General features: G+C 67.6%; 21 protein-coding genes. 13 read left to right on the plus strand and 8 right to left on the minus strand.

Features of this window, described 5'->3' with window-relative positions; genetic code table 11:
• Positions 1 to 15: 15 nt before the first annotated feature.
• Complete coding sequence (msrB, locus tag AC5P66_RS11625; RefSeq protein ID WP_099495393.1) at positions 16 to 483, minus strand: peptide-methionine (R)-S-oxide reductase MsrB; 468 nt, start codon at positions 481 to 483, stop codon at positions 16 to 18.
• Positions 484 to 623: 140 nt separating this feature from the next.
• On the opposite strand from msrB, the gene AC5P66_RS11630 reads away from it, so the two are divergent.
• The gene (locus tag AC5P66_RS11630) at positions 624 to 995 is read left to right on the plus strand and encodes a hypothetical protein (protein WP_049412735.1); all 372 of its coding nucleotides are present in this window, start codon (positions 624 to 626) and stop codon (positions 993 to 995) included.
• A 143-nt stretch (positions 996 to 1,138) separates the two neighbouring features.
• A complete protein-coding gene (locus tag AC5P66_RS11635; protein WP_049440114.1) occupies positions 1,139 to 1,312 on the plus strand; it encodes a hypothetical protein in 174 nt (57 codons plus the stop codon).
• Positions 1,313 to 1,367: 55 nt separating this feature from the next.
• On the opposite strand, the gene AC5P66_RS11640 is transcribed toward AC5P66_RS11635, so the two are convergent.
• Positions 1,368 to 1,847 (minus strand): Lrp/AsnC ligand binding domain-containing protein, encoded by a 480-nt coding sequence (locus AC5P66_RS11640; RefSeq protein ID WP_005407919.1) that lies wholly within the window; start codon positions 1,845 to 1,847, stop codon positions 1,368 to 1,370.
• 149 nt (positions 1,848 to 1,996) lie between these two features.
• Here AC5P66_RS11640 and AC5P66_RS11645 point away from each other — a divergent pair, with 149 nt between their 5' ends.
• Together AC5P66_RS11645 and alr are read left to right on the plus strand one after the other, a co-directional pair.
• A complete protein-coding gene (locus AC5P66_RS11645; protein WP_099486354.1) occupies positions 1,997 to 3,301 on the plus strand; it encodes a D-amino acid dehydrogenase in 1,305 nt (434 codons plus the stop codon).
• Positions 3,280 to 4,347, plus strand: a complete 1,068-nt coding sequence (gene alr, locus AC5P66_RS11650) for an alanine racemase (protein WP_099486350.1) — start codon at positions 3,280 to 3,282, stop codon at positions 4,345 to 4,347. The genes AC5P66_RS11645 and alr overlap by 22 nt, the downstream gene beginning before the upstream one ends.
• 88 nt (positions 4,348 to 4,435) lie before the next feature.
• Here the strand turns inward: alr and AC5P66_RS11655 are convergent, their stop codons facing one another.
• Entirely contained in the window at positions 4,436 to 4,999 is a 564-nt protein-coding gene (locus tag AC5P66_RS11655) for a DUF3016 domain-containing protein (RefSeq protein ID WP_495216349.1), read from the minus strand.
• A 244-nt stretch (positions 5,000 to 5,243) separates the two neighbouring features.
• Between AC5P66_RS11655 and AC5P66_RS11660 the strand changes: the two genes are divergently transcribed.
• Together AC5P66_RS11660 and AC5P66_RS11665 are read left to right on the plus strand one after the other, a co-directional pair.
• Positions 5,244 to 7,232 carry a hybrid sensor histidine kinase/response regulator gene (locus AC5P66_RS11660; protein WP_049412744.1) on the plus strand — a complete coding sequence of 663 codons (1,989 nt, stop codon included), beginning with the start codon at positions 5,244 to 5,246 and terminating at the stop codon, positions 7,230 to 7,232.
• Positions 7,233 to 7,275: 43 nt separating this feature from the next.
• Entirely contained in the window at positions 7,276 to 7,569 is a 294-nt protein-coding gene (locus tag AC5P66_RS11665) for a DUF3247 family protein (RefSeq protein ID WP_005415124.1), read from the plus strand.
• A gap of 70 nt (positions 7,570 to 7,639) precedes the next feature.
• Here AC5P66_RS11665 and AC5P66_RS11670 read toward each other — a convergent pair whose 3' ends face one another.
• Positions 7,640 to 7,903 carry a hypothetical protein gene (locus AC5P66_RS11670; RefSeq protein WP_005407925.1) on the minus strand — a complete coding sequence of 88 codons (264 nt, stop codon included), beginning with the start codon at positions 7,901 to 7,903 and terminating at the stop codon, positions 7,640 to 7,642.
• A 158-nt stretch (positions 7,904 to 8,061) separates the two neighbouring features.
• Between AC5P66_RS11670 and AC5P66_RS11675 the strand changes: the two genes are divergently transcribed.
• From AC5P66_RS11675 to AC5P66_RS11685, 3 genes are read left to right on the plus strand one after another with little or no spacing between them, the layout of a single operon-like run.
• The gene (locus AC5P66_RS11675) at positions 8,062 to 9,126 is read left to right on the plus strand and encodes a class I SAM-dependent methyltransferase (protein WP_049412746.1); all 1,065 of its coding nucleotides are present in this window, start codon (positions 8,062 to 8,064) and stop codon (positions 9,124 to 9,126) included.
• Positions 9,123 to 9,824: a pseudouridine synthase gene (locus AC5P66_RS11680; RefSeq protein ID WP_049412748.1), complete on the plus strand. Its 702-nt coding sequence runs from the start codon at positions 9,123 to 9,125 to the stop codon at positions 9,822 to 9,824. Before AC5P66_RS11675 ends, AC5P66_RS11680 begins: the two co-directional genes overlap by 4 nt.
• The gene (locus AC5P66_RS11685; protein ID WP_049412750.1) at positions 9,821 to 10,504 is read left to right on the plus strand and encodes an HAD family hydrolase; all 684 of its coding nucleotides are present in this window, start codon (positions 9,821 to 9,823) and stop codon (positions 10,502 to 10,504) included. Before AC5P66_RS11680 ends, AC5P66_RS11685 begins: the two co-directional genes overlap by 4 nt.
• Before the next feature lie 93 nt (positions 10,505 to 10,597).
• On the opposite strand, the gene fabB is transcribed toward AC5P66_RS11685, so the two are convergent.
• Both fabB and fabA read right to left on the minus strand, forming a co-directional pair.
• Positions 10,598 to 11,806 carry a beta-ketoacyl-ACP synthase I gene (fabB, locus tag AC5P66_RS11690; protein ID WP_049412751.1) on the minus strand — a complete coding sequence of 403 codons (1,209 nt, stop codon included), beginning with the start codon at positions 11,804 to 11,806 and terminating at the stop codon, positions 10,598 to 10,600.
• On the minus strand, positions 11,806 to 12,321 hold the full coding sequence (gene fabA, locus AC5P66_RS11695; protein ID WP_049412752.1) for a 3-hydroxyacyl-[acyl-carrier-protein] dehydratase FabA: 516 nt from the start codon (positions 12,319 to 12,321) through the stop codon (positions 11,806 to 11,808). Before fabA ends, fabB begins: the two co-directional genes overlap by 1 nt.
• A 191-nt stretch (positions 12,322 to 12,512) precedes the next feature.
• Here fabA and dinB point away from each other — a divergent pair, with 191 nt between their 5' ends.
• Positions 12,513 to 13,607, plus strand: a complete 1,095-nt coding sequence (gene dinB, locus AC5P66_RS11700; protein WP_099495394.1) for a DNA polymerase IV — start codon at positions 12,513 to 12,515, stop codon at positions 13,605 to 13,607.
• Positions 13,608 to 13,882: 275 nt separating this feature from the next.
• Here the strand turns inward: dinB and AC5P66_RS11705 are convergent, their stop codons facing one another.
• Entirely contained in the window at positions 13,883 to 14,794 is a 912-nt protein-coding gene (locus tag AC5P66_RS11705; protein WP_099495395.1) for an MBL fold metallo-hydrolase, read from the minus strand.
• A gap of 91 nt (positions 14,795 to 14,885) precedes the next feature.
• Positions 14,886 to 15,524 carry an NAD(P)-dependent oxidoreductase gene (locus AC5P66_RS11710; RefSeq protein WP_099495396.1) on the minus strand — a complete coding sequence of 213 codons (639 nt, stop codon included), beginning with the start codon at positions 15,522 to 15,524 and terminating at the stop codon, positions 14,886 to 14,888.
• 108 nt (positions 15,525 to 15,632) lie between these two features.
• On the opposite strand from AC5P66_RS11710, the gene AC5P66_RS11715 reads away from it, so the two are divergent.
• The 3 genes from AC5P66_RS11715 (at position 15,633) to gph (ending at position 18,077) form a co-directional block, all read left to right on the plus strand.
• Complete coding sequence (locus tag AC5P66_RS11715; protein ID WP_049414839.1) at positions 15,633 to 16,562, plus strand: LysR family transcriptional regulator; 930 nt, start codon at positions 15,633 to 15,635, stop codon at positions 16,560 to 16,562.
• Positions 16,559 to 17,350, plus strand: coding sequence for a class I SAM-dependent methyltransferase (locus AC5P66_RS11720; protein WP_099486332.1), 792 nt, complete (start codon positions 16,559 to 16,561; stop codon positions 17,348 to 17,350). Before AC5P66_RS11715 ends, AC5P66_RS11720 begins: the two co-directional genes overlap by 4 nt.
• A gap of 64 nt (positions 17,351 to 17,414) precedes the next feature.
• Positions 17,415 to 18,077 (plus strand): phosphoglycolate phosphatase, encoded by a 663-nt coding sequence (gene gph, locus AC5P66_RS11725; protein WP_099495397.1) that lies wholly within the window; start codon positions 17,415 to 17,417, stop codon positions 18,075 to 18,077.

Genomic DNA, 18,077 nt, shown 5'->3' on the forward strand with positions numbered 1-18,077 from the left:
GGTCGGCGGGGTGTTTCAGTCCGCCACGCCGCTTTCTGCACCGCCACGCTGCAAGGGGTCGGGCCAGGGCTCGCCGTTGGCGGTGAACGAAAGTGAGACGGAGTTCAGGCAGTGGCGCTCGTAGGTGGGCGGCGGACCGTCCGGGAACACGTGGCCCAGGTGGCTGCCGCAGCGCGCGCAGGTGATCTCGGTGCGCACCATGCCGTGGCTGGTATCACGGATCTCGCGCACGTGCGCCGGGTCGAACGGGGCGAAGAAGCTGGGCCAGCCGGTGCCGGAGTCGAACTTGGTGCTGGAGCGGAACAGCGGCAGCGCACACAGCCGGCAGCAGTAGACGCCCTCGCGCTTGTTGTCGAGGAACACCCCGCAGAACGGTGCCTCGGTGCCGTGCTGCAGCAGCACGCGGCGTTCTTCGCTGCTGAGGCCGGCGACCAGCGCCTCGGTCTGGGTGGCAGTGGGGGGCGTCAGGTCGAAGGCGGTCATGGTGGCGCTCCGTGGGGTCGATGGCCTGGGGATGGCGGAAAACGTGGGGGTGAAAGCGCAACCTTGCAAGTGTGATGGCTGTTCATGGGCGGCACACAGGGGCAGGCGCAAGGTGAACGCGATCCACGTTGGAGCGTGCCATGAAACCGATCCTTCCCCTGCTGCTGGCCCTGTTGCCCATCGTGGCGCTGGCGCAGGTACCGACCGCCGACCCGACTGCGACCCGCAGCGCGACCACCGTGGCGCCGCAGCCCGTGGCACCACCGGCACAGGCCGCTCGCCCGCAACCGCAGGTGCTGCCGTCGCCGCAACCGGCGCAGCCGATCAAGTCCACCGGTCCGGCCAGGGTCGCGCCGGCGCCGGTGCCGAAGCCGGCCGACAAGGTCTATGACCGCAATGGCCGCATCGTTCCTGGCGTGCGCCCGGCCGGCCCGAACCGCGTGTTCGATTCGCGCACCGGCCGCTATTACGACAGCGTGCCGGCCGGCGATGGGCAGCAGATCAAGCGCTGAGTCCGGGTGCCACCAAGGTTGGCTGCTAGCTGACGCTGAGCGGGCTGAACGCACGAAAACAGCATCCAGCCGATCACTGCTTTTTCGCCTGCGATTAACCGTTGCGGGACCACCGTGGCCCTGCGCCGGCATTCCGCCGCCGCATGTCCTTCCACTGGATCGCGACCATGAAAAACCAGCAGAACCGTCATCCCGGCAAGGAACCGCAGGGCCGTAACCCGCAGCAGCAACAGCAACAGCAGATGGAGCCGCAGCCGCCGCACAAGGGCGGCAAGCAGCAGGAACAGCGCTCGCAGAAGCATCCGCAGCAGCGCTGACGGATCCGGGGTCAGAGCCCGCGTTGCGGGATCTGACCCCAAGCCACAGCCGGCCTCAATCCGGAATCGGCAGGCTCAGCGTCTCCTTCACCTCTTCCATCACGATGTAGCTCTTCGACTCACGTACATGCGGCAGTGTCAGCAACGTGCTGCCGAGCAGCTTGCGGTAGGAGGCCATTTCACTGATCCGTGCTTTCAGCAGGTAATCGAAGTCGCCCGACACCAGGTGGCACTCCAGCACGTTGGGCAGCTTCAGCGCGGCGCGGCGGAATTCCTCGAAGATGTCGCCGGACTTGTAGGCCAGGCTGATCTCCACGAATACCAGCAGGCTGGCCTTCACTGCGGCCGGGTCGAGGTGGGCGTGATAGCCGGTGATCACCCCTTCGCGTTCCAGGCGGCGCACGCGCTCGGTGCACGGGGTGGTCGACAGCCCGACCCGCTCGCCCAGCTCGGTGAAGGAAATGCGGCCTTCGGCCTGCAGGATGCGCAGGATCTTGCGGTCGATCTTGTCCAGTTCGCGGGTACGGGTGGCCATGGCCGTCAACCTTGGGGAATGAATTGCAGGAGAACATCCTGCCGGTGGATTTCAATTCAGGCAAATCAACTGGTATTGCCTGTCTATACTTCCCCAATTATGGCCCCGGCACGCTCCAGTGCAGGGAATGATCGGGTTGGAGAAGTCCCATGCGAGTCCTAGTTCTCGGCAGCGGCGTGATCGGCACTACCAGTGCCTGGTACCTGCGACAGGCCGGGTTTGAAGTCACGGTCATCGACCGCCAGCCCGGCCCGGCGCTGGAGACCAGCTTCGCCAATGCCGGCCAGCTGTCATTTGGCTATACCTCGCCGTGGGCGGCGCCGGGCGTGCCGAAGAAGGCGATCGGCTGGCTGTTCGAGAAGCACGCGCCGCTGGCGATCAGGCCGGGCATGGACCTGGCCCAGTACCGCTGGCTGTGGCAGATGCTGCGCAACTGTACCCACGAGCGCTATGCGATCAACAAGGCGCGCATGGTGCGCATGTCCGAGTACAGCCGCGACTGCCTGAACGAGCTGCGCGCGCAGATCGGCATCGAATTCGAAGGCCGCGACCTGGGCACCACCCAGTTGTTCCGCACCCAGCAGCAGCTGGATGCCTCGGCGCAGGACATCGAGATCCTGGCCCAGTACGGCGTGCCGTACGAGGTGCTGGACCGCGCCGGCATCATCCAGGCCGAACCGGCCCTGGCCCACGTCGATGGCCTGGTCGGCGCGCTGCGCCTGCCACGTGACCAGACCGGCGACTGCCAGCTGTTCACCCGCCGCCTGGCGCAGATGTGCGTGGATGCCGGCGTTGAATTCCGCTTCGACCAGGACATCACCGGCCTGGAATTCGATGGCGACCGCATCACCGGCGTGCGCATTGACGGCAAGCTGGAAACCGCCGACCGCTTCGTGGTCGCGCTTGGCAGCTACTCGCCAGCGCTGGTCGCACCGCTGGGCATGCGCCTGCCGGTGTACCCGCTGAAGGGCTATTCGCTGACCCTGCCGATCACCGACCCGGCGATGGCGCCGACCTCGACCATCCTCGATGAGAGCTACAAGGTGGCGGTGACCCGCTTCGACGACCGCATCCGTGTCGGTGGCATGGCCGAAGTGGCCGGCTTCGACCTGTCGCTGTCGCAGCGCCGCCGCGAGACCCTGGAACTGGTGGTCAGGGATCTCTATCCGAAGGGCGGCGACCTGTCGCGCGCGCAGTTCTGGACCGGCCTGCGTCCGGCTACGCCGGACGGTACGCCGGTGATCGGCGCCACGCCGTTCCGCAACCTGTACCTCAACACCGGACACGGCACGCTGGGCTGGACCATGGCCTGCGGCTCAGGCCGCTACCTTGCCGACCTGATGAGCGCGCGACAGCCGCAGATCAGCACCGAAGGCCTGGATATTTTCCGCTACGGCCAGTACGGTCACGCGCCGCAACACGAGAACCGCACATGCGTCCTGCCCGCGCGCTGATCGATCTGGGCGCCCTGCGCAGCAACTACCGCCTCGCCCGTGAACTGGGCGGGGGCAAGGCGCTGGCGATCATCAAGGCCGATGCCTATGGGCATGGCGCGGTGCGCTGTGCGCAGGCGCTGGAAGGCGAGGCCGATGGATTCGGCGTGGCCACCATCGAAGAGGCACTGGAGCTGCGCCAGGCCGGCATCCGTGCGCCGATCCTGCTGCTGGAAGGCATCTTCGAGCCCAGCGACATGGCGCTGGTGGCCGAGCATGACTTCTGGTTCGCCGTCGGTTCGCCGTGGCAAGTGGAGGCATTGGCGGCGTTCGACAGCCCGTGCCCGTTGACGGTGTGGCTGAAGCTGGACAGCGGCATGCACCGCCTCGGCCTGGACGCGGACAGCTTCCGCGCGGCGCACGCGCGCCTGTCGGCGCTGCCGCAGGTCGAGCGCATCGTGCTGATGACCCACCTTGCGCGCGCCGATGAGCTGGACAGCGAACGCACCCGCGAACAGGCGGCGACCTTCGCGCGCGCCATTGATGGGTTGGAGGGCGAGACCAGCGTGTGCAACTCGCCCGCACTGCTGGGCTGGCCGGAGGTGCGCAGCGATTGGGTGCGCCCGGGCCTGATGCTGTATGGCGCCAACCCGCTGCCGGACAACACCGTGTTGACCGAGCGACTGCGCCCGGTGATGACGATGCAGTCCAAGGTGATCGCCGAGCGCTGGATCGAAGCCGGTGAACCGGTGGGGTATGGCGCGCGCTTCGTGGCCAAGGCGCGCACCCGCGTAGGCGTGGTTGCACTCGGCTATGCCGACGGTTATCCGCAGTTTGCACCGAATGGCACCCCGGTGCTGATCGACGGCCAGCCCGGTGCGCTGATCGGGCGCGTGTCGATGGACATGCTGACGGTGGACCTGACCGCGCATCCGCAGGCCGGCATCGGCAGCGTGGTGGAGCTGTGGGGCTCCGCGCCGACGCTGTCGGAGCTGGCGCCGCGCTGTGGCGTGAGTGCCTACCAGCTGCCGTGCGCGGTCAAGCGCGTGGCGAAGGTGTACGTGTAGAGCCCAGCCCATGCTCGGCTTCAGTAGCAGCCTATCTTGGTTGGCGCTGTGAATGCGTGTCGACCAAGGTCGACACCTACCGATGGACCTACCCTGCTGCGGTGGCCTGCGCTGTCAGCTGCCGCTTCACCCAGTCGTCGATCAGGCGCTTCTCGTAGCGCAGTGGATCGCTGTCGCTCTTCAGGCCGATGTTGTGCAGGTAGCCGGTATCGCTCAGGCGCGCGTCGCCCTCGCTGACGATGCGGCCGCTGGCGTCCTTCAGCGTGTACTGCAGGCTGATCCGCGGCGGGTAGATGTCGCGCATGATCCGGATGTCGCGGCCGCGCGGGCCGTGCCACGGCTCGTAGTCACCGGCGCGCTTGATGTCGACCAGGGTCACATCAAGCGTCTGTCCCGGTTGCAGCGGTTTGGCGGCAGCGGTCTGCAGGTAGCGTGCCAGCTGCTGCACCCAGTCGCCACGCTCGGCTTCGAAGCGGTTGGTACTCTGGCGGATCTCGGTGAACTTGGCCGGATCGTCCCACTTCACGCTGACCGGGCCATCGGCCTGCAATGCGCGGGGGGCTTCCGGGTCGGTCACGGTGCGCGGTGCCGCGCTGGCGCCGCCCGCCGCCAGGGCGCCTGCCAACAGGGCAATCGCGAGTGAGCGTTTCATCACGGTCTCCTGCGTCCCCTCGATGGGGGCGATGTTGATCTCAGATCGAGTGTGATCCTGCTTCCCGGTATCGGCAATGGCCGGCTGCGTCGTGTGCAGGGGCGGTTGCCGCCAATTCATCGACGTCAACCATGACTGACGGCGCTTGACGCTGTGAATACGCCCTTTGGAAGATGCTGTGCCTCCAACCTGGCCTGCACAGACACCCTTGTCCACACTGCCGCCCCTCGTGGAGCGCCCACCGATGATGGTGCCGGCGCCCGAACCTGACCTGCATCGTGGCGTGCTTGAGCGCATCAACGCGGGTTTCTGCGTGATCCAGGTGCTGTTCGAGGGTGATCGCGCAGTCGACTACCGCTTCATCGAGGTCAACGATGCCTTCGAGCGCCACACCGGGCTGAAGGATGCGCGTGGAAAGCGCATGACGGCGCTGGAGCCCGGCCATGAGCAGGACTGGTTCCGCATCTATGGCGAGGTCGCACGCAGCGGCCGCCCGGCCCAGTTCGAGATGGAAGCGCGTGCGCTGGGCCGCTCGTTCGCGGTGGATGCGGTGCGCGTGGGCCGGCCGGGCGAGGACAAGGTCGGCATCCTGTTCTTCGACATCACCGCACGCAAGCAGATGGAAGTGGAGCTGGGCGAAAGCGAAGCCCGCTTCAGCGCGCTGGCCGACGGCCTGCCGATGCCGGTGTGGGTGCTGGACGAGCGCGGCCATGCCCGTTTCGTCAACAGTGCCTTCAGCGAGTTCTTCGGTGGTGACGAGACGCGCGTGCCGGAGGACGTCTGGCGCGGCCTGGTGCATCCGGACGACGCGTCGGTCTTCGAGTACGAACTGCAGGAAGCACTGAAAGCGCAGCGCTCGATGCATGCGCTGGTGCGCGCACGCCGCGCCGATGGCCAGTGGCGCTGGCTGGAGATGAACGCGCGCCCGCGCTTCTCGCGCATGGGCCGTTTCATCGGCCTGGCCGGCAGCAGCCCGGACGTGACCGAACGCCGCGAGATCGAGCTGGCCCGCGAGGAACTGCTGCAGTCCGAGCGCGCCGCGCGCAGTGCTGCGGAAAACATGGCGCGGCTGAAGGATGAATTCCTGGCCACGCTGTCGCATGAGCTGCGTACGCCGTTGACCACCATCCTCGGCTGGAGCGAACTGCTGCTGCAGCGCGTGGACAACACCAGCCCGCTGTACAAGGGCCTGAACGTGATCGCCAACAGCGCCGGTGCGCAGAAGCGGCTGATCTCGGACATGCTCGACCTCAGCAGCATGCTGCTGGGCAAGGTGCAGCTGGAGGTGGAAGTGCTGGACCTGTGCGCGGTGCTGGGTGAGGCGATCGGCGCGCAGGAACTGGTGGCCGAAGGCAAGGCGCTGGACGTGCACCTGCAGCTGCCCGCGCAACCCAGCCTGGTGCTGGGCGACGCCACGCGCCTGCAGCAGGTGTTCTGGAACCTGCTGTCCAACGCCATCAAGTTCACCCCGGCTGAAGGCCGCATCGACCTGCAGCTGCGGGCCGACGGCAACTACTGGGAGATCACCGTGCGTGACAGCGGTGATGGCATCGCACCCGAATTCCTCAATCATCTGTTCAGCCGCTTCCGCCAGGCCGACGGCACCACCACCCGTCGCCATGGCGGCCTGGGCCTGGGCCTTGCGATCGTGCAGCAGCTGGTCGAACTGCATGGTGGCACGGTCACTGCCGCCAGCGAGGGCCACGGCCACGGCGCGACCTTCACCGTGCGCCTGCCCCAGCATGTTCCCGATGCCGAGCGGCGGCCGTTGCGTGAAGTGATCAGCGGGCCGATCCTGGAGCCGGTGATCGTCGAGCCGTATCCGCTGCGCGGCATGCATGTGCTGGCGGTGGAAGACCAGCCGGAAGTGCTGGAGTACCTGCGGCGCATGCTGGAAGAGCAGGGCGCCAGCGTGTCGGCGGCCAGTTCGGCCGGCGAAGCGCTGGCATTGCTGGCCGACACCGGCCACCTGCAGTACCACGTGCTGCTGACCGACATCGGCATGCCGGGCATGGATGGCTATGGCCTGGTGCGCACCTTGCGCGAGGACATGGGCGTGGACGCGGCGACCTTGCCTGCGGTGGCGGTGACTGCACTGGCGCGTGCCGACGACCGTCGCCGCGCGCTGGCCTCGGGCTTCCAGGAGCACGTCGCCAAGCCGTACTCGGTGGCGCAGCTGGTGGCTGCCGTGCGCAAGGTGCAGGTACCGCGCGCGGACAGCGCGCTGCACTGAACATTCACGGCCGATCGGCGACCCTGCAGTCAGGAGGTCGCCGATGTCCCGTATAGCTCCACGTATCCACACCGATCCGGCGCAGATCGCGCGCCTGGAAGCCCTGCTGCCGCAGCTGGATGGCGAAACGCAGGTGGAACTGATTCTGCACGATGGCCGCCGCCTGCTCGGCACGGTGGCGGTGAGGCCAACCGTGCAGCAATACCGCAACGAGGCCGGCGACGAAGGCAGCAACGGCCAGTTGCGCCTGGATGACTACGACACGCCGGTGCAGCAGCACCACGTGTGGCTGGATGAAATCGCCAGCATCAACCGCCTGCCACCCAAGGCGCCTTGATCGGATGTAGAGCCGCGCCCACGCTCGGCTGCGCCGTCGCCCGAGCGTGGGCTCGGGTGCTACCGGTGTGTCAATGCTCGAACAGGGTCGGCGTCGCCTCGAATCGGCGTGCGTACGCCCGCTCCTCTGCAACCCTCGCCACCTCGTCATCGGCCAGGTCCGGTGCCCCATAGACGGCGTAGGCAACGCTGCCGTCGGCGCCATGACCGACCTGGTGCAGCCGGTAGCGCGAGTGGCCGCCGCCGGTGTCCTCGGGGTAGTGCACGGGCGGATGGCTGCCTTCCAGGTCCATTTCACTGTTGTCGACCACGCCACCGACGAACAAGGCTCGCATGCAGGTTCTCCTGGGTTTCCGGGGGGAGCCTCTACCCTGAACGTTTCAATGTTTCTGGCGGATCAAGGCCCCGTTCGGGTTTCGCAAAGCGGGCCGCCGGGGCCGGCCCGGCCAAGCCGGTACAATGGACGGCCCTCACGCCTGAAGTACCCGCGCCGATGGCCTCCAGCGACGACGCCCCCCTGCAGACCCTGCTCCTGCCGTTCTCCCAAGGCGCCCTGCACTGGCCGGAGGGCCCGGTGGCCTTCCTGCGTGCCCGCGATGGCTGGCCATTGCGCGAAGCGGCCGGCAACCGCGAGGTGCACTGCGAACAGAGCTTCGCCCCGTTCGCGCAACCGCTGCAGCAGGCTGCCGGCTGGACCGTCAGCGGCCAGCTGGATGACGCGGCCGGCAAGGGTCGCTATCCGCTGGTACTGGTGCTGCCGCCGCGCCAGCGCGAAGAAGCCCGTGCGCTGTTCGCCCGTGCGCTGGCGCTGGTCGCCGATGGCGGCCGCATCGTTGCCTGCCAGTCCAACAACGAAGGTGCGCGTTCGGGCGAGGGCGACCTCAAGCAGTTGGCCGGCCTCGGTGGCTGCCTGACCAAGAACCACTGCCGCGTGTACTGGACCGCCCCGCTGCAGGGCCAGCACGACGCTGACCTGGCCAAGCGCTGGTCGGCGCTGGATGCGGTGCGCCCGATCGTGGGCGGTCGCTACCTCAGCCGCCCGGGCGTGTTCGCCTGGGATCGCATCGATCCGGCGTCGGCGCTGCTGGCCGAGCACCTGCCGGCCGACCTGGCCGGACGCGCCGCCGACCTCGGCGCCGGCTACGGCTATCTGTCGCGCGAACTTCTGGAACGCTGCCCGAAGATCACCGCGCTGGACCTGTACGAAGCCGAGCAACGCGCACTGGCGCTGGCCGAGCTGAACCTGGCGCCGCCGCCGCGCCCGCTGCCGCTGCGCTTCCTGTGGCGCGACGTCACCGCCGGCATCGAGCCGGGCTACGACGTCATCATCAGCAACCCGCCGTTCCACACGCCGTCGCGCGCCGATCGCCCGGACATTGGCCAGCGCTTCATCGCCGTGGCCGCGCAGGCGCTGCGCCCGGGCGGACGCCTGTACGTGGTGGCCAATCGCCACCTGCCGTATGAGTACACGCTCAACGAGAGCTTTGGCGCGGTGCGCGTGGTCGCCGAGCGCGACGGCTTCAAGCTGGTTGAAGCAGTGAAGGGGAAGGGCAAGTGAAGCTGGTCAAGCACATCGCCAACCTGGGCTACGGCAGCCGCAAGCAGGTGCAGTGGATGTTCCGCGAAGGCCGCATCACCGACGCCGACGGCGAGGTGCTGTATGCCGACGACCAGGTGCCGCATGAGGCGATCCGGGTTGATGGCGAGCCGCTGGACCCGCCGGTGGGCCTGTCGATCGCGCTGCACAAGCCGGCCGGCTACACCTGCTCGACCAAGGACACCGGCCGCCTGATCTACGACCTGCTGCCGCCGCGCTTCCGCGACCGTGATCCGGTGCTGTCCACGGTCGGCCGCCTCGACCGCGAGACCAGTGGCCTGCTGTTGCTGACCGACGATGGTGGCCTGCTGCACCGGATCATCTCGCCGAAGTCGAAGCTGCCGAAAGTCTATGAGGTCGAGTTGAGCGAGGACCTGCGCGGCGACGAGGCAGCGCTGTTCGCCAGCGGCACGCTGATGCTTGAGTCCGAGAAGACGCCCCTGCTGCCGGCTGAACTGGAGGTGCTGGATGCGCGCCGTGCGCGGCTGGTGCTGCACGAAGGCCGCTACCATCAGGTACGCCGCATGTTCGCCGCCACCGGCAACCACGTGCAGGCCCTGCACCGCAGCCGCGTCGGCGGGCTGGACCTGCAGGGGCTGGACGAAGGGCAATGGCGGCAGCTCACCTCCACCGACCTGGATACGTTGTTCGCTCCATGACCCCCTTCGCTGCGCTGCCGTTCCTTCCCGACGCCGTCATCTTCGACATGGACGGCCTGATGATCGACAGCGAGCGGGTCTCGCTGGCCTGCTGGAGCGAGGCCGCCGACGCATTCGGGCTGGGCCTGGACGAGGCGGTGTTCCTGCGCATGGTCGGCCTCGGTGACCGTGACACGCACGCGCTGCTGCGTGCGCAGGGTATCGAGGACAGCGTGATCGAGGCGGTCGCTGCACGCTGCCACGAACTGTACGAAGCGCGCACACAGACCGGCCTGCCGTTGCGTCCGGGCATCCTGGAGCTGCTGGAGCTGCTGAAGGCGCACGCGGTACCGCGGGCGGTGGCCACCACCACGCGGCAGCCGCGGGCCAACCGCAAGCTGGCCGCTGCCGGCCTGCTGCCGTATTTCGATGTGGTGATCACCAGTGGCGACGTGGCGCGGCCGAAGCCGGCGCCGGATATCTACCTGCTGGCCGCGCAGCGGCTGGGGCAGGTGCCCGGGCGTTGCCTGGCGCTGGAGGATTCACCGGCCGGTACGCGCGCGGCACTGGCGGCCGGCATGACCGTGATCCAGGTGCCTGACCTGGTGCATCCGGATGAAGAGCTGCGTGCCCTGGGGCACCGCATCGTTGGATCCCTGGTGGACGCGCACGCGCTGCTGCTGCCGTTGCTGCCGAGGTAAGGTGGGTGTCAACCTTGGTTGGCACTGAGCCGAGCAGGGCTCGGCTCTACATCCGTGGGTGGGTGCCGACTGTTGGTCGGCATACCTGTCCCCTCACACCCGCCCGAACACCAGCGCAGCGTTGGTGCCACCGAAGCCGAAGCTGTTGGACATCACCGTATCCAGTTTCTGCTCGCGGCTCTCGCGCAGGATCGGGAAGCTCTCCACCTTCGGGTCCAGCTCGCCGATGTTGGCCGAACCGGCAACGAAGCCATCGCGCATCATCAGCAGGCAGTAGATCGCCTCGTGCACGCTGGCTGCACCGAGCGAGTGCCCGGACAACGCCTTGGTCGAAGACAGCGGCGGCACCGCATCGCCGAACACTTCGCGGATCGCGTTGAGCTCGGTGACGTCGCCCAGCGGGGTCGAGGTGCCGTGGGTGTTCAGGTAGTCCAGCGGGCGATCGACACCCTGCAGCGCCATCTTCATGCAGCGCACCGCACCTTCACCGGATGGCGCGACCATGTCGGCACCGTCGGAGGTGACGCCATAGCCGATCAGTTCGGCATGGATGTGAGCACCGCGTGCGACGGCGTGGTCGTAATCCTCCAGCACCAGCATGCCGCCACCACCGGCGATGACGAAGCCGTCGCGGTCCTTGTCGTACGGGCGCGAGGCGCTGGCCGGGGTATCGTTGAAGCTGGTCGACAGGGCACCCATCGCGTCGAACATCACACTCATCGACCAGTGCAGGTCTTCACCGCCACCGGCGAACATGATGTCCTGCGCACCGTGCCGGATCATGTCCGCAGCGGCGCCGATGCAATGCGCCGAGGTCGCGCAGGCAGCCGACAGCGAGTAGCTGACGCCCTTGATCTGGTAGGCCGTGGCCAGGCAGGCCGAGACCGTCGAGCACATCGTGCGCGGCACCATGTACGGGCCGACCTTGCGCACGCCACGTTCGCGCAGCAGGTCGACGGCACCGATCTGCCATTCGCTGGAGCCGCCACCGGAACCGGCGATCAGGCCGGTACGCAGGCTGCTGACCTGCTCGGGGCTGAGCCCGGCATCGGCGATGGCATCGCGCATGGCCAGGTAGGCGAAGGCCGCCGCGTCGCTCATGAAGCGCTTCTGCTTGCGGTCGATCAGGGCGTCCAGGTCGAGGTCGACGCGGCCGCCGACCTGGCTGCGCAGGCCCGCTTCGGCGTGGTCGGCCAGGGCGGTGATGCCCGAGCGCCCTTCGCGCAGCGCGGCCGAAACGGTATCCAGATCATTGCCGAGGCAGGAGGTGATGCCCATGCCGGTGATGACAACACGACGCATCAGAAGCTCCCGGTTTCAGTGAACAGGCCGACGCGCAGGTCGCGCGCGCTGTAGATTTCGCGGTCATCCACGTACATGCGGGCGTCCGACTGCGCCATCACCAGCTTGCGGTTGATGACCCGGCTGATGTCGATCTCGTAGCGTACGAGCTTGGCGTCCGGCAGTACCTGGCCGGTGAACTTCACCTCGCCGCAGCCCAGTGCACGGCCCTTGCCGGGAGCGCCCAGCCAGGTCAGGAAGAAGCCGGTCAGCTGCCACATGGCATCCAGGCCGAGGCAGCCGGGCATCACCGGGTCGCCGATGAAGTGGCAGCCGAAGAACCACAGGTCCGGGCGGATATCCAGTTCGGCGCGTACCATGCCCTTGCCGTGCGGCCCGCCATCCTCGTGGATATCGGTGATGCGGTCGAACATCAGCATCGGATCGTTGGGCAAACGGCCGGCGGCGGTGCCGAACAGTTCACCGCGTGCGCTGGCCAGCAGCTGATCGCGGTTGAACGCGTGGAGACGGGTCATGAAACACAATCCTGGAAGCGGGGAAACGGGAAAACAAGTTCTCGAGGATGCCCGTGGAAACTGTCCCGATCAAACATTTCAACCGTACGCAACCGTAGTGTTTTCAAGGGAATACGCGCATCCTGTTGATGTGCAACGACCATACTTCGGCGTGTGGCCTGCCCGCCTCGCCCCCGCCTTTCCCGCCTGACATGACCCGACTGCGCAAGATCATCCACGTTGACATGGACGCGTTCTACGCGTCGGTGGAGCAACGCGACGATCCGTCACTGCGCGGCAAGCCGGTGGTTGTGGCATGGCGCGGCGCACGCTCGGTGGTGTGCGCGGCATCGTACGAGGCACGCATGTTCGGCGTGCGTTCGGCGATGCCCGCGGTGCGCGCCGAGCGCCTGTGCCCGGACGCGATTTTCGTACCGCCCGACTTCGCACGTTACAAGGCGGTGTCACGCCAGGTGCGCGAGATCTTCCTGCGCCACACCGACCTGGTTGAACCGTTGTCGCTGGACGAAGCCTACCTGGACGTGACCGAGCCGAAGAGCGGCATCGAACTGGCTACCGACATCGCCCGTACCATCCGCATGCAGATCCGCGAGGAAACGAACCTGACTGCTTCAGCCGGGATCGCGCCGAACAAGTTCCTGGCCAAGATCGCCTCGGACTGGCGCAAGCCGGATGGCCAGTTCGTGATTCCGCCGCAGCGGGTGGACGCGTTCCTGCAGCCGTTGCCAGTGAACCGGGTGCCCGGCGTCGGCAAGGTGATGGAGGGCAAGCTGGCCGCGCGCGGCATCGTCACCTGCGGCGATCTGCGGCAATGGGCATTGACCGATCTGGAAGAGGCGTTCGGCAGTTTCGGGCGCAGCCTGTACAACCGGGCGCGCGGCATCGACGAGCGGCCGGTGGAACCGGACCAGCAGGTGCAGTCGATTTCCTCGGAGGATACCTTCGCCGAGGACCTGCTGCTGGAAGACCTGGGCGAGGCGATCGTGCAACTGGCGGAGAAGACCTGGAAGGCCACGCGCAAGACCGAACGTGTCGGCCATACCGTGGTGCTGAAGTTGAAGACCGCGCAGTTCCGCATCCTCACCCGCAGCTTCACCCCGGAACGTCCGCCGGAGTCGATGGAAGAACTGCGCGACATAGCACTGGCCCTGCGCGCCCGCGTCGACCTGCCGGCGGAGACGCGCTATCGGCTGGTCGGGGTCGGGCTGGGTGGGTTCCGCGAAAAGGAGGCCGTGGTGCAGGGGGAATTGTTCGAGCACGGACCGAACGAGTCCACATCCCTCTGATCGGCAAAGGCGGGGTCAGAGCCCGTTGCGCAGCAACGGGATCCGACCCCGGCAGATTGCCGAGATCTGTCCAAGGCGGGGTGGGTCCGGTTGCGGGGGCGTGAGCGCTATGGATGGCGCGACCGAGCCTCCATGGACGGATTCACGGCGTCCCCCGCAACCGGACCCACCTCGCCCTCCCACGGATAGCCAGCTGTTGCTTTTGCTGTTGCTTCGGCTGTTGCTGTTGCCTCTGCAGGTGCAGGGCGCAGCCCTGCAAAAGAAAACTCCCTACCTCATGGCCACTGCATCTCGCCCTTGACCACCTTCGCGCTCAGCTCCAGCGATGCGACGCCATCCAGCTTCGGGTAGCGCGCCTGCATTGCCTGCACCAGCGCCGTACTGTCCTTCGCCTTTGCCGCTTCGATATCGAACGCGCGGATGTAGTCCGCAGTAAAGCGCAGCGCACTGGCATCCAGTGCGGCACCCGGCGCGTAGTGCCCGGGCACCACCACCTTCGGCTTCAATGCCTGCAGTCGCTGCAGGGTCTGCAGCCAGTCAGTGTGCGACTTCGGCGTCTGCGTGTCGGCCATCCACACGTGCTCACCGGCCACCACCGGAATGCCGCCGACGATCGCGCGCAGCGACGGTACCCACAGCACCGTGCGGTCCGGGGTCGGGCCATCCAGGCCGATCAACGGCAGGCGCTGGCCTTCCAGCTGCAGGGCATCGCCATCCAGCACCTGCGGCACCACGACGCGCGCGGGCACGTCGGCACCCATCTTCGGTCCCCAGTAGGCCAGCTTGCCGGCCTGGGTCTGCTGGATGTGGGCGACGGTCTGCGCAGTGGCGACGATGCGTGCCTGCGGGAAGGCATCCTGCAGGGTGGCCAGGCCGAAGTAGTAGTCCGGATCGCCGTGGCTGATGTAGATCGTGGTCAGCTGCTTGCCACTGGCGCGGATCAGTTCGACCAGCTTGCGCGCGTCGCTGGCGCCGAACTGCGCGTTGACCAGGATCGCGTCATGGCGGCCTTCGATCAGCACCGAGGACACCGGGAACATCGCCTGCGGGCCGGGATGGAAGGTCTGCAGGTGCAGTTGTGATTTCGTCGCGGTGGTCGGCGCCGCGGTGGCCGGTGCGGCCAGCAGCGGCGCACTGGTGAAAGTGGCGGCCAGGGCGAGGGGAAGCAGCAGGGCAGCGGTACGCATGGGAATTCCTTGTCTAGAGCCGGGCCAATGCCCGGCTGCATGTTCGCGTAGAGCCGAGCGCGGGCTTGGCTCTACATGGGACGTGCGTGGATCAATACGCTGCGGTGATGATCTGCTTCGGGTACGCGTGCGCTTCCAGCTCGGCGACGAACGCGGCGCCGTAGTCGGCATAGCTGATGCGGCTGTGGCCGCTGGCGTCGGCCAGGAAGGCCCTGGGTTGCACGCGGTACCGGCCGCGTTCTTCGCCCGGGCCGATTTCGGCGGCTGGCGAGAAGAAGGTCCAGTCCAGGTCGTCCACTGCCTGCAGGCGATTGAAGGCTTCACGATGGGCCAGCGCGTACGGCTTGTACGCCTCCGGGAAGGTGGGGGTATCGACCAGCTGCACGCCGGGTGCGACTTCCAGGCTGCCGGCACCGCCGACCACTACCAGGCGCGGCACGCCGGCCTTGCGTGCGGCGGCCGCCAGCTGCGCGGCGACCTCGCCGACGCGGCCGATGTCATCGCCCGGGCGCGGGCCGTAGGCACTGGCGAGCACGTCGTGGCCGGCGATGGCGGCAACCAGCGCGTCCTGGTCATCCAGCGAGGCGATCACCGGATGGGCACCGGCCAGCTCGGCCGGGAGGTCCTGCGCGCTGCGCACGATGAGGGTGAGTTCGTGGCCGTGGGCCAGCGCGTGGCGGGCGATCTGGCGGCCGATGTTGCCGGTGGAACCAACGAGGGCGATCTTCATGGCAGGACTCCGTGGGGCGGTGTGGGCTGGGAATGGCGCCACTCTAGGCCGCTGCAGTCGCTCGAAAAACAGCGTATAACGCGCTTGTTTGTTGCGTGGATCGAGCATATGGACCGATTGACCGCCATGACCGTGTTTGTCGAGGTGGCCGAGCGCGGCAGCCTCACCGCCGCTGCGGAAGTGCTGGACATGTCGCGGGCGATGGTCAGCCGCTACCTGGCCGAGGTCGAGGGCTGGCTGGGCGCACGCCTGCTGCACCGGACCACACGCCGGGTCAGCCTGACCGGCCCGGGCGAGGCGGCGCTGGCGCGCTTCCGGCAGATGCTGGCGATCGGCGAAGAACTGCAGGGCGAGCTGGCCAGTGATGATCCCGAGCCGCACGGTACGCTGCGGGTGACCGCCAGCGTGTCGTTCGGGCAGAGCCACCTGGCACGGGCGGTGGCCGGTTTCGTCGCGCGCCATCCGGCGGCGCGCATCGAGCTGCTGCTGGTCGACCGCACGGTGAACCTGATCGAGGAGCGCGTGGACCTGGCCGTGCGCATCGCGCGCCAGATCGACCCCAGCCTGATCGCGCGGCGGCTGGCCACCTGCCGCTCGGTGCTGTGCGCGACGCCGTCGTACCTGCAGGCGCGTGGCACGCCGACCGCACCGGAGCACCTGGCCGCGCACAACTGCCTGACCCACCACTACGTCGGCAAGAGCCTGTGGCAGCTGCACCGGGATGGCCGTTCGCTGTCGGTGGCGGTGGGCGGCAACATCAGCGCCAACGAGGCCTCGCTGCTGCTGGAGGCGGTACGCGCCGGTGCCGGGATCGCCATGCTGCCGACCTACCAGGTGGCGCCACTGCTGCGCAGCGGCGAGCTGATCGAAGTGCTGCCCGGATTCAGTTTGGACGAGCTCGGCATTCATGCCGTGTACGCGTCACGGCGCCAGCAGCCCGCTATCATGCGGCGATTCCTGGATTACCTGGCCGAGTGTTTCGCCAGCCCGGCCTTCCAGGATCTGGATTGGCGCCCACCGGGCAAGGAGAACACATGAACCATGGACAGGCCTTGATCGAGCACAACCGTGCTGCCTGGGACCGCCAGGCCAGCGAAGTGCGCGAATGGTCGCGCCCGGTGGAAAGTTCAACCATTGCCGCCGCGCGCGAAGGCCGCTGGCAGGTGCACCTGACCCCACGCCCGCTGCCGCTGGATTGGCTGGGCGACGTGCGTGGCCGTCGCATCCTGTGCCTGGCTTCGGGCGGTGGCCAGCAGGCACCCGTGCTGGCCGCTGCGGGCGCCGACGTCACCGTGTTCGACCTGTCCGACGGGCAGCTGGAACAGGACCGCAGGGTCGCTGCGCGCGACGGCCTGCGGCTGCGCACGGTGCAGGGCGACATGCGCGACCTGCACGTATTTGCCAACGACAGCTTCGATGTGGTGTTCCATCCGATCTCCAACCTGTACGTACCCGACGTGCGCCCGGTGTGGACCGAATGCCGCCGCGTGCTGGCGCGCGATGGCATGTTGATGGCCAGCTTCTACAATCCGGTGCTGTTCGTCGGTGCGCGCGATCCGCAGCTCGATGCGCAGGGCCTGATCCGACCGCAGTACGCCATTCCCTATTCGGACCTGGAAGACCTGCCCGCCGCAGAGCGTGAGGCGAAACTCACCCGCGGCGATGCGCTGACCTTTGGCCACAGCCTGACCGAACTGATCGGCGGGCAGCTGGATGCAGGCTTCGTGATTGATCGGTTCATGGAAGACTGGCAGCCGAAGCCACGCTTCCTGATCGACCGTTACCTGCCCACGTTCCTGGCCACCCGCGCACGCAGGATCGGCTGAGGCGGATCCCGGGGCAAAAGCGCGGCGTACAATGGACGGCTCCACGTTGTACAGGCGTCGTCCCTTGTCGTATCCCTATCCGCTGGTCGTATTCGATCTCGATGGCACGCTGGTCGACAGCGCAGCTGACATCGCCGAGGCGCTGAACCGTACGCTGGAAGACATCGGCATGGCGCGCGTGCCGGAAGCCACCGTGCTCGGCTGGATCGGCGACGGTGTGCGCCGCCTGGTCGAACAGGCGGTGCACGCCGCCGGTCGTGAAGTCGACCTGGCCGAGGTGATGCCGGTGTTCATGGTGCACTACCGTGAGTGCCTGCTGCGCAGCCCGCGCCTGTTCGATGGCGTGGCCGAAGCGCTGATGCAGCTGCGTGCACGCGCTGTTCCGCTGGCGATCTGCACCAACAAGCCCGAAGCACTGGTGCCGCCGCTGCTGCAGCACCTGGGCATTGGTGATGCGTTCGCGCTGGTACTGGGCGGCGATTCACTGCCGCAGCGCAAGCCCAGCGGTGAGCCGCTGCGGCACATCGCTGCGCACTTCGGGCTGGCGGTGGATACCTGCCTGATGGTGGGTGATTCGTTGACCGACTACCGCGCCGCCGAAGATGCGGGCATGCCGATCGCGCTGGTGCGCTACGGCTATCCGCGCGGCCTGGACCTGGCCACCGCGCATGCGGTGGCGGTGATTGACGACCTGCGTGAGTTGCCGGGGTTGGCCGCGGGCCGGTAA

The organism is Stenotrophomonas sp. YJH_SMC_122 (assembly GCF_059369535.1).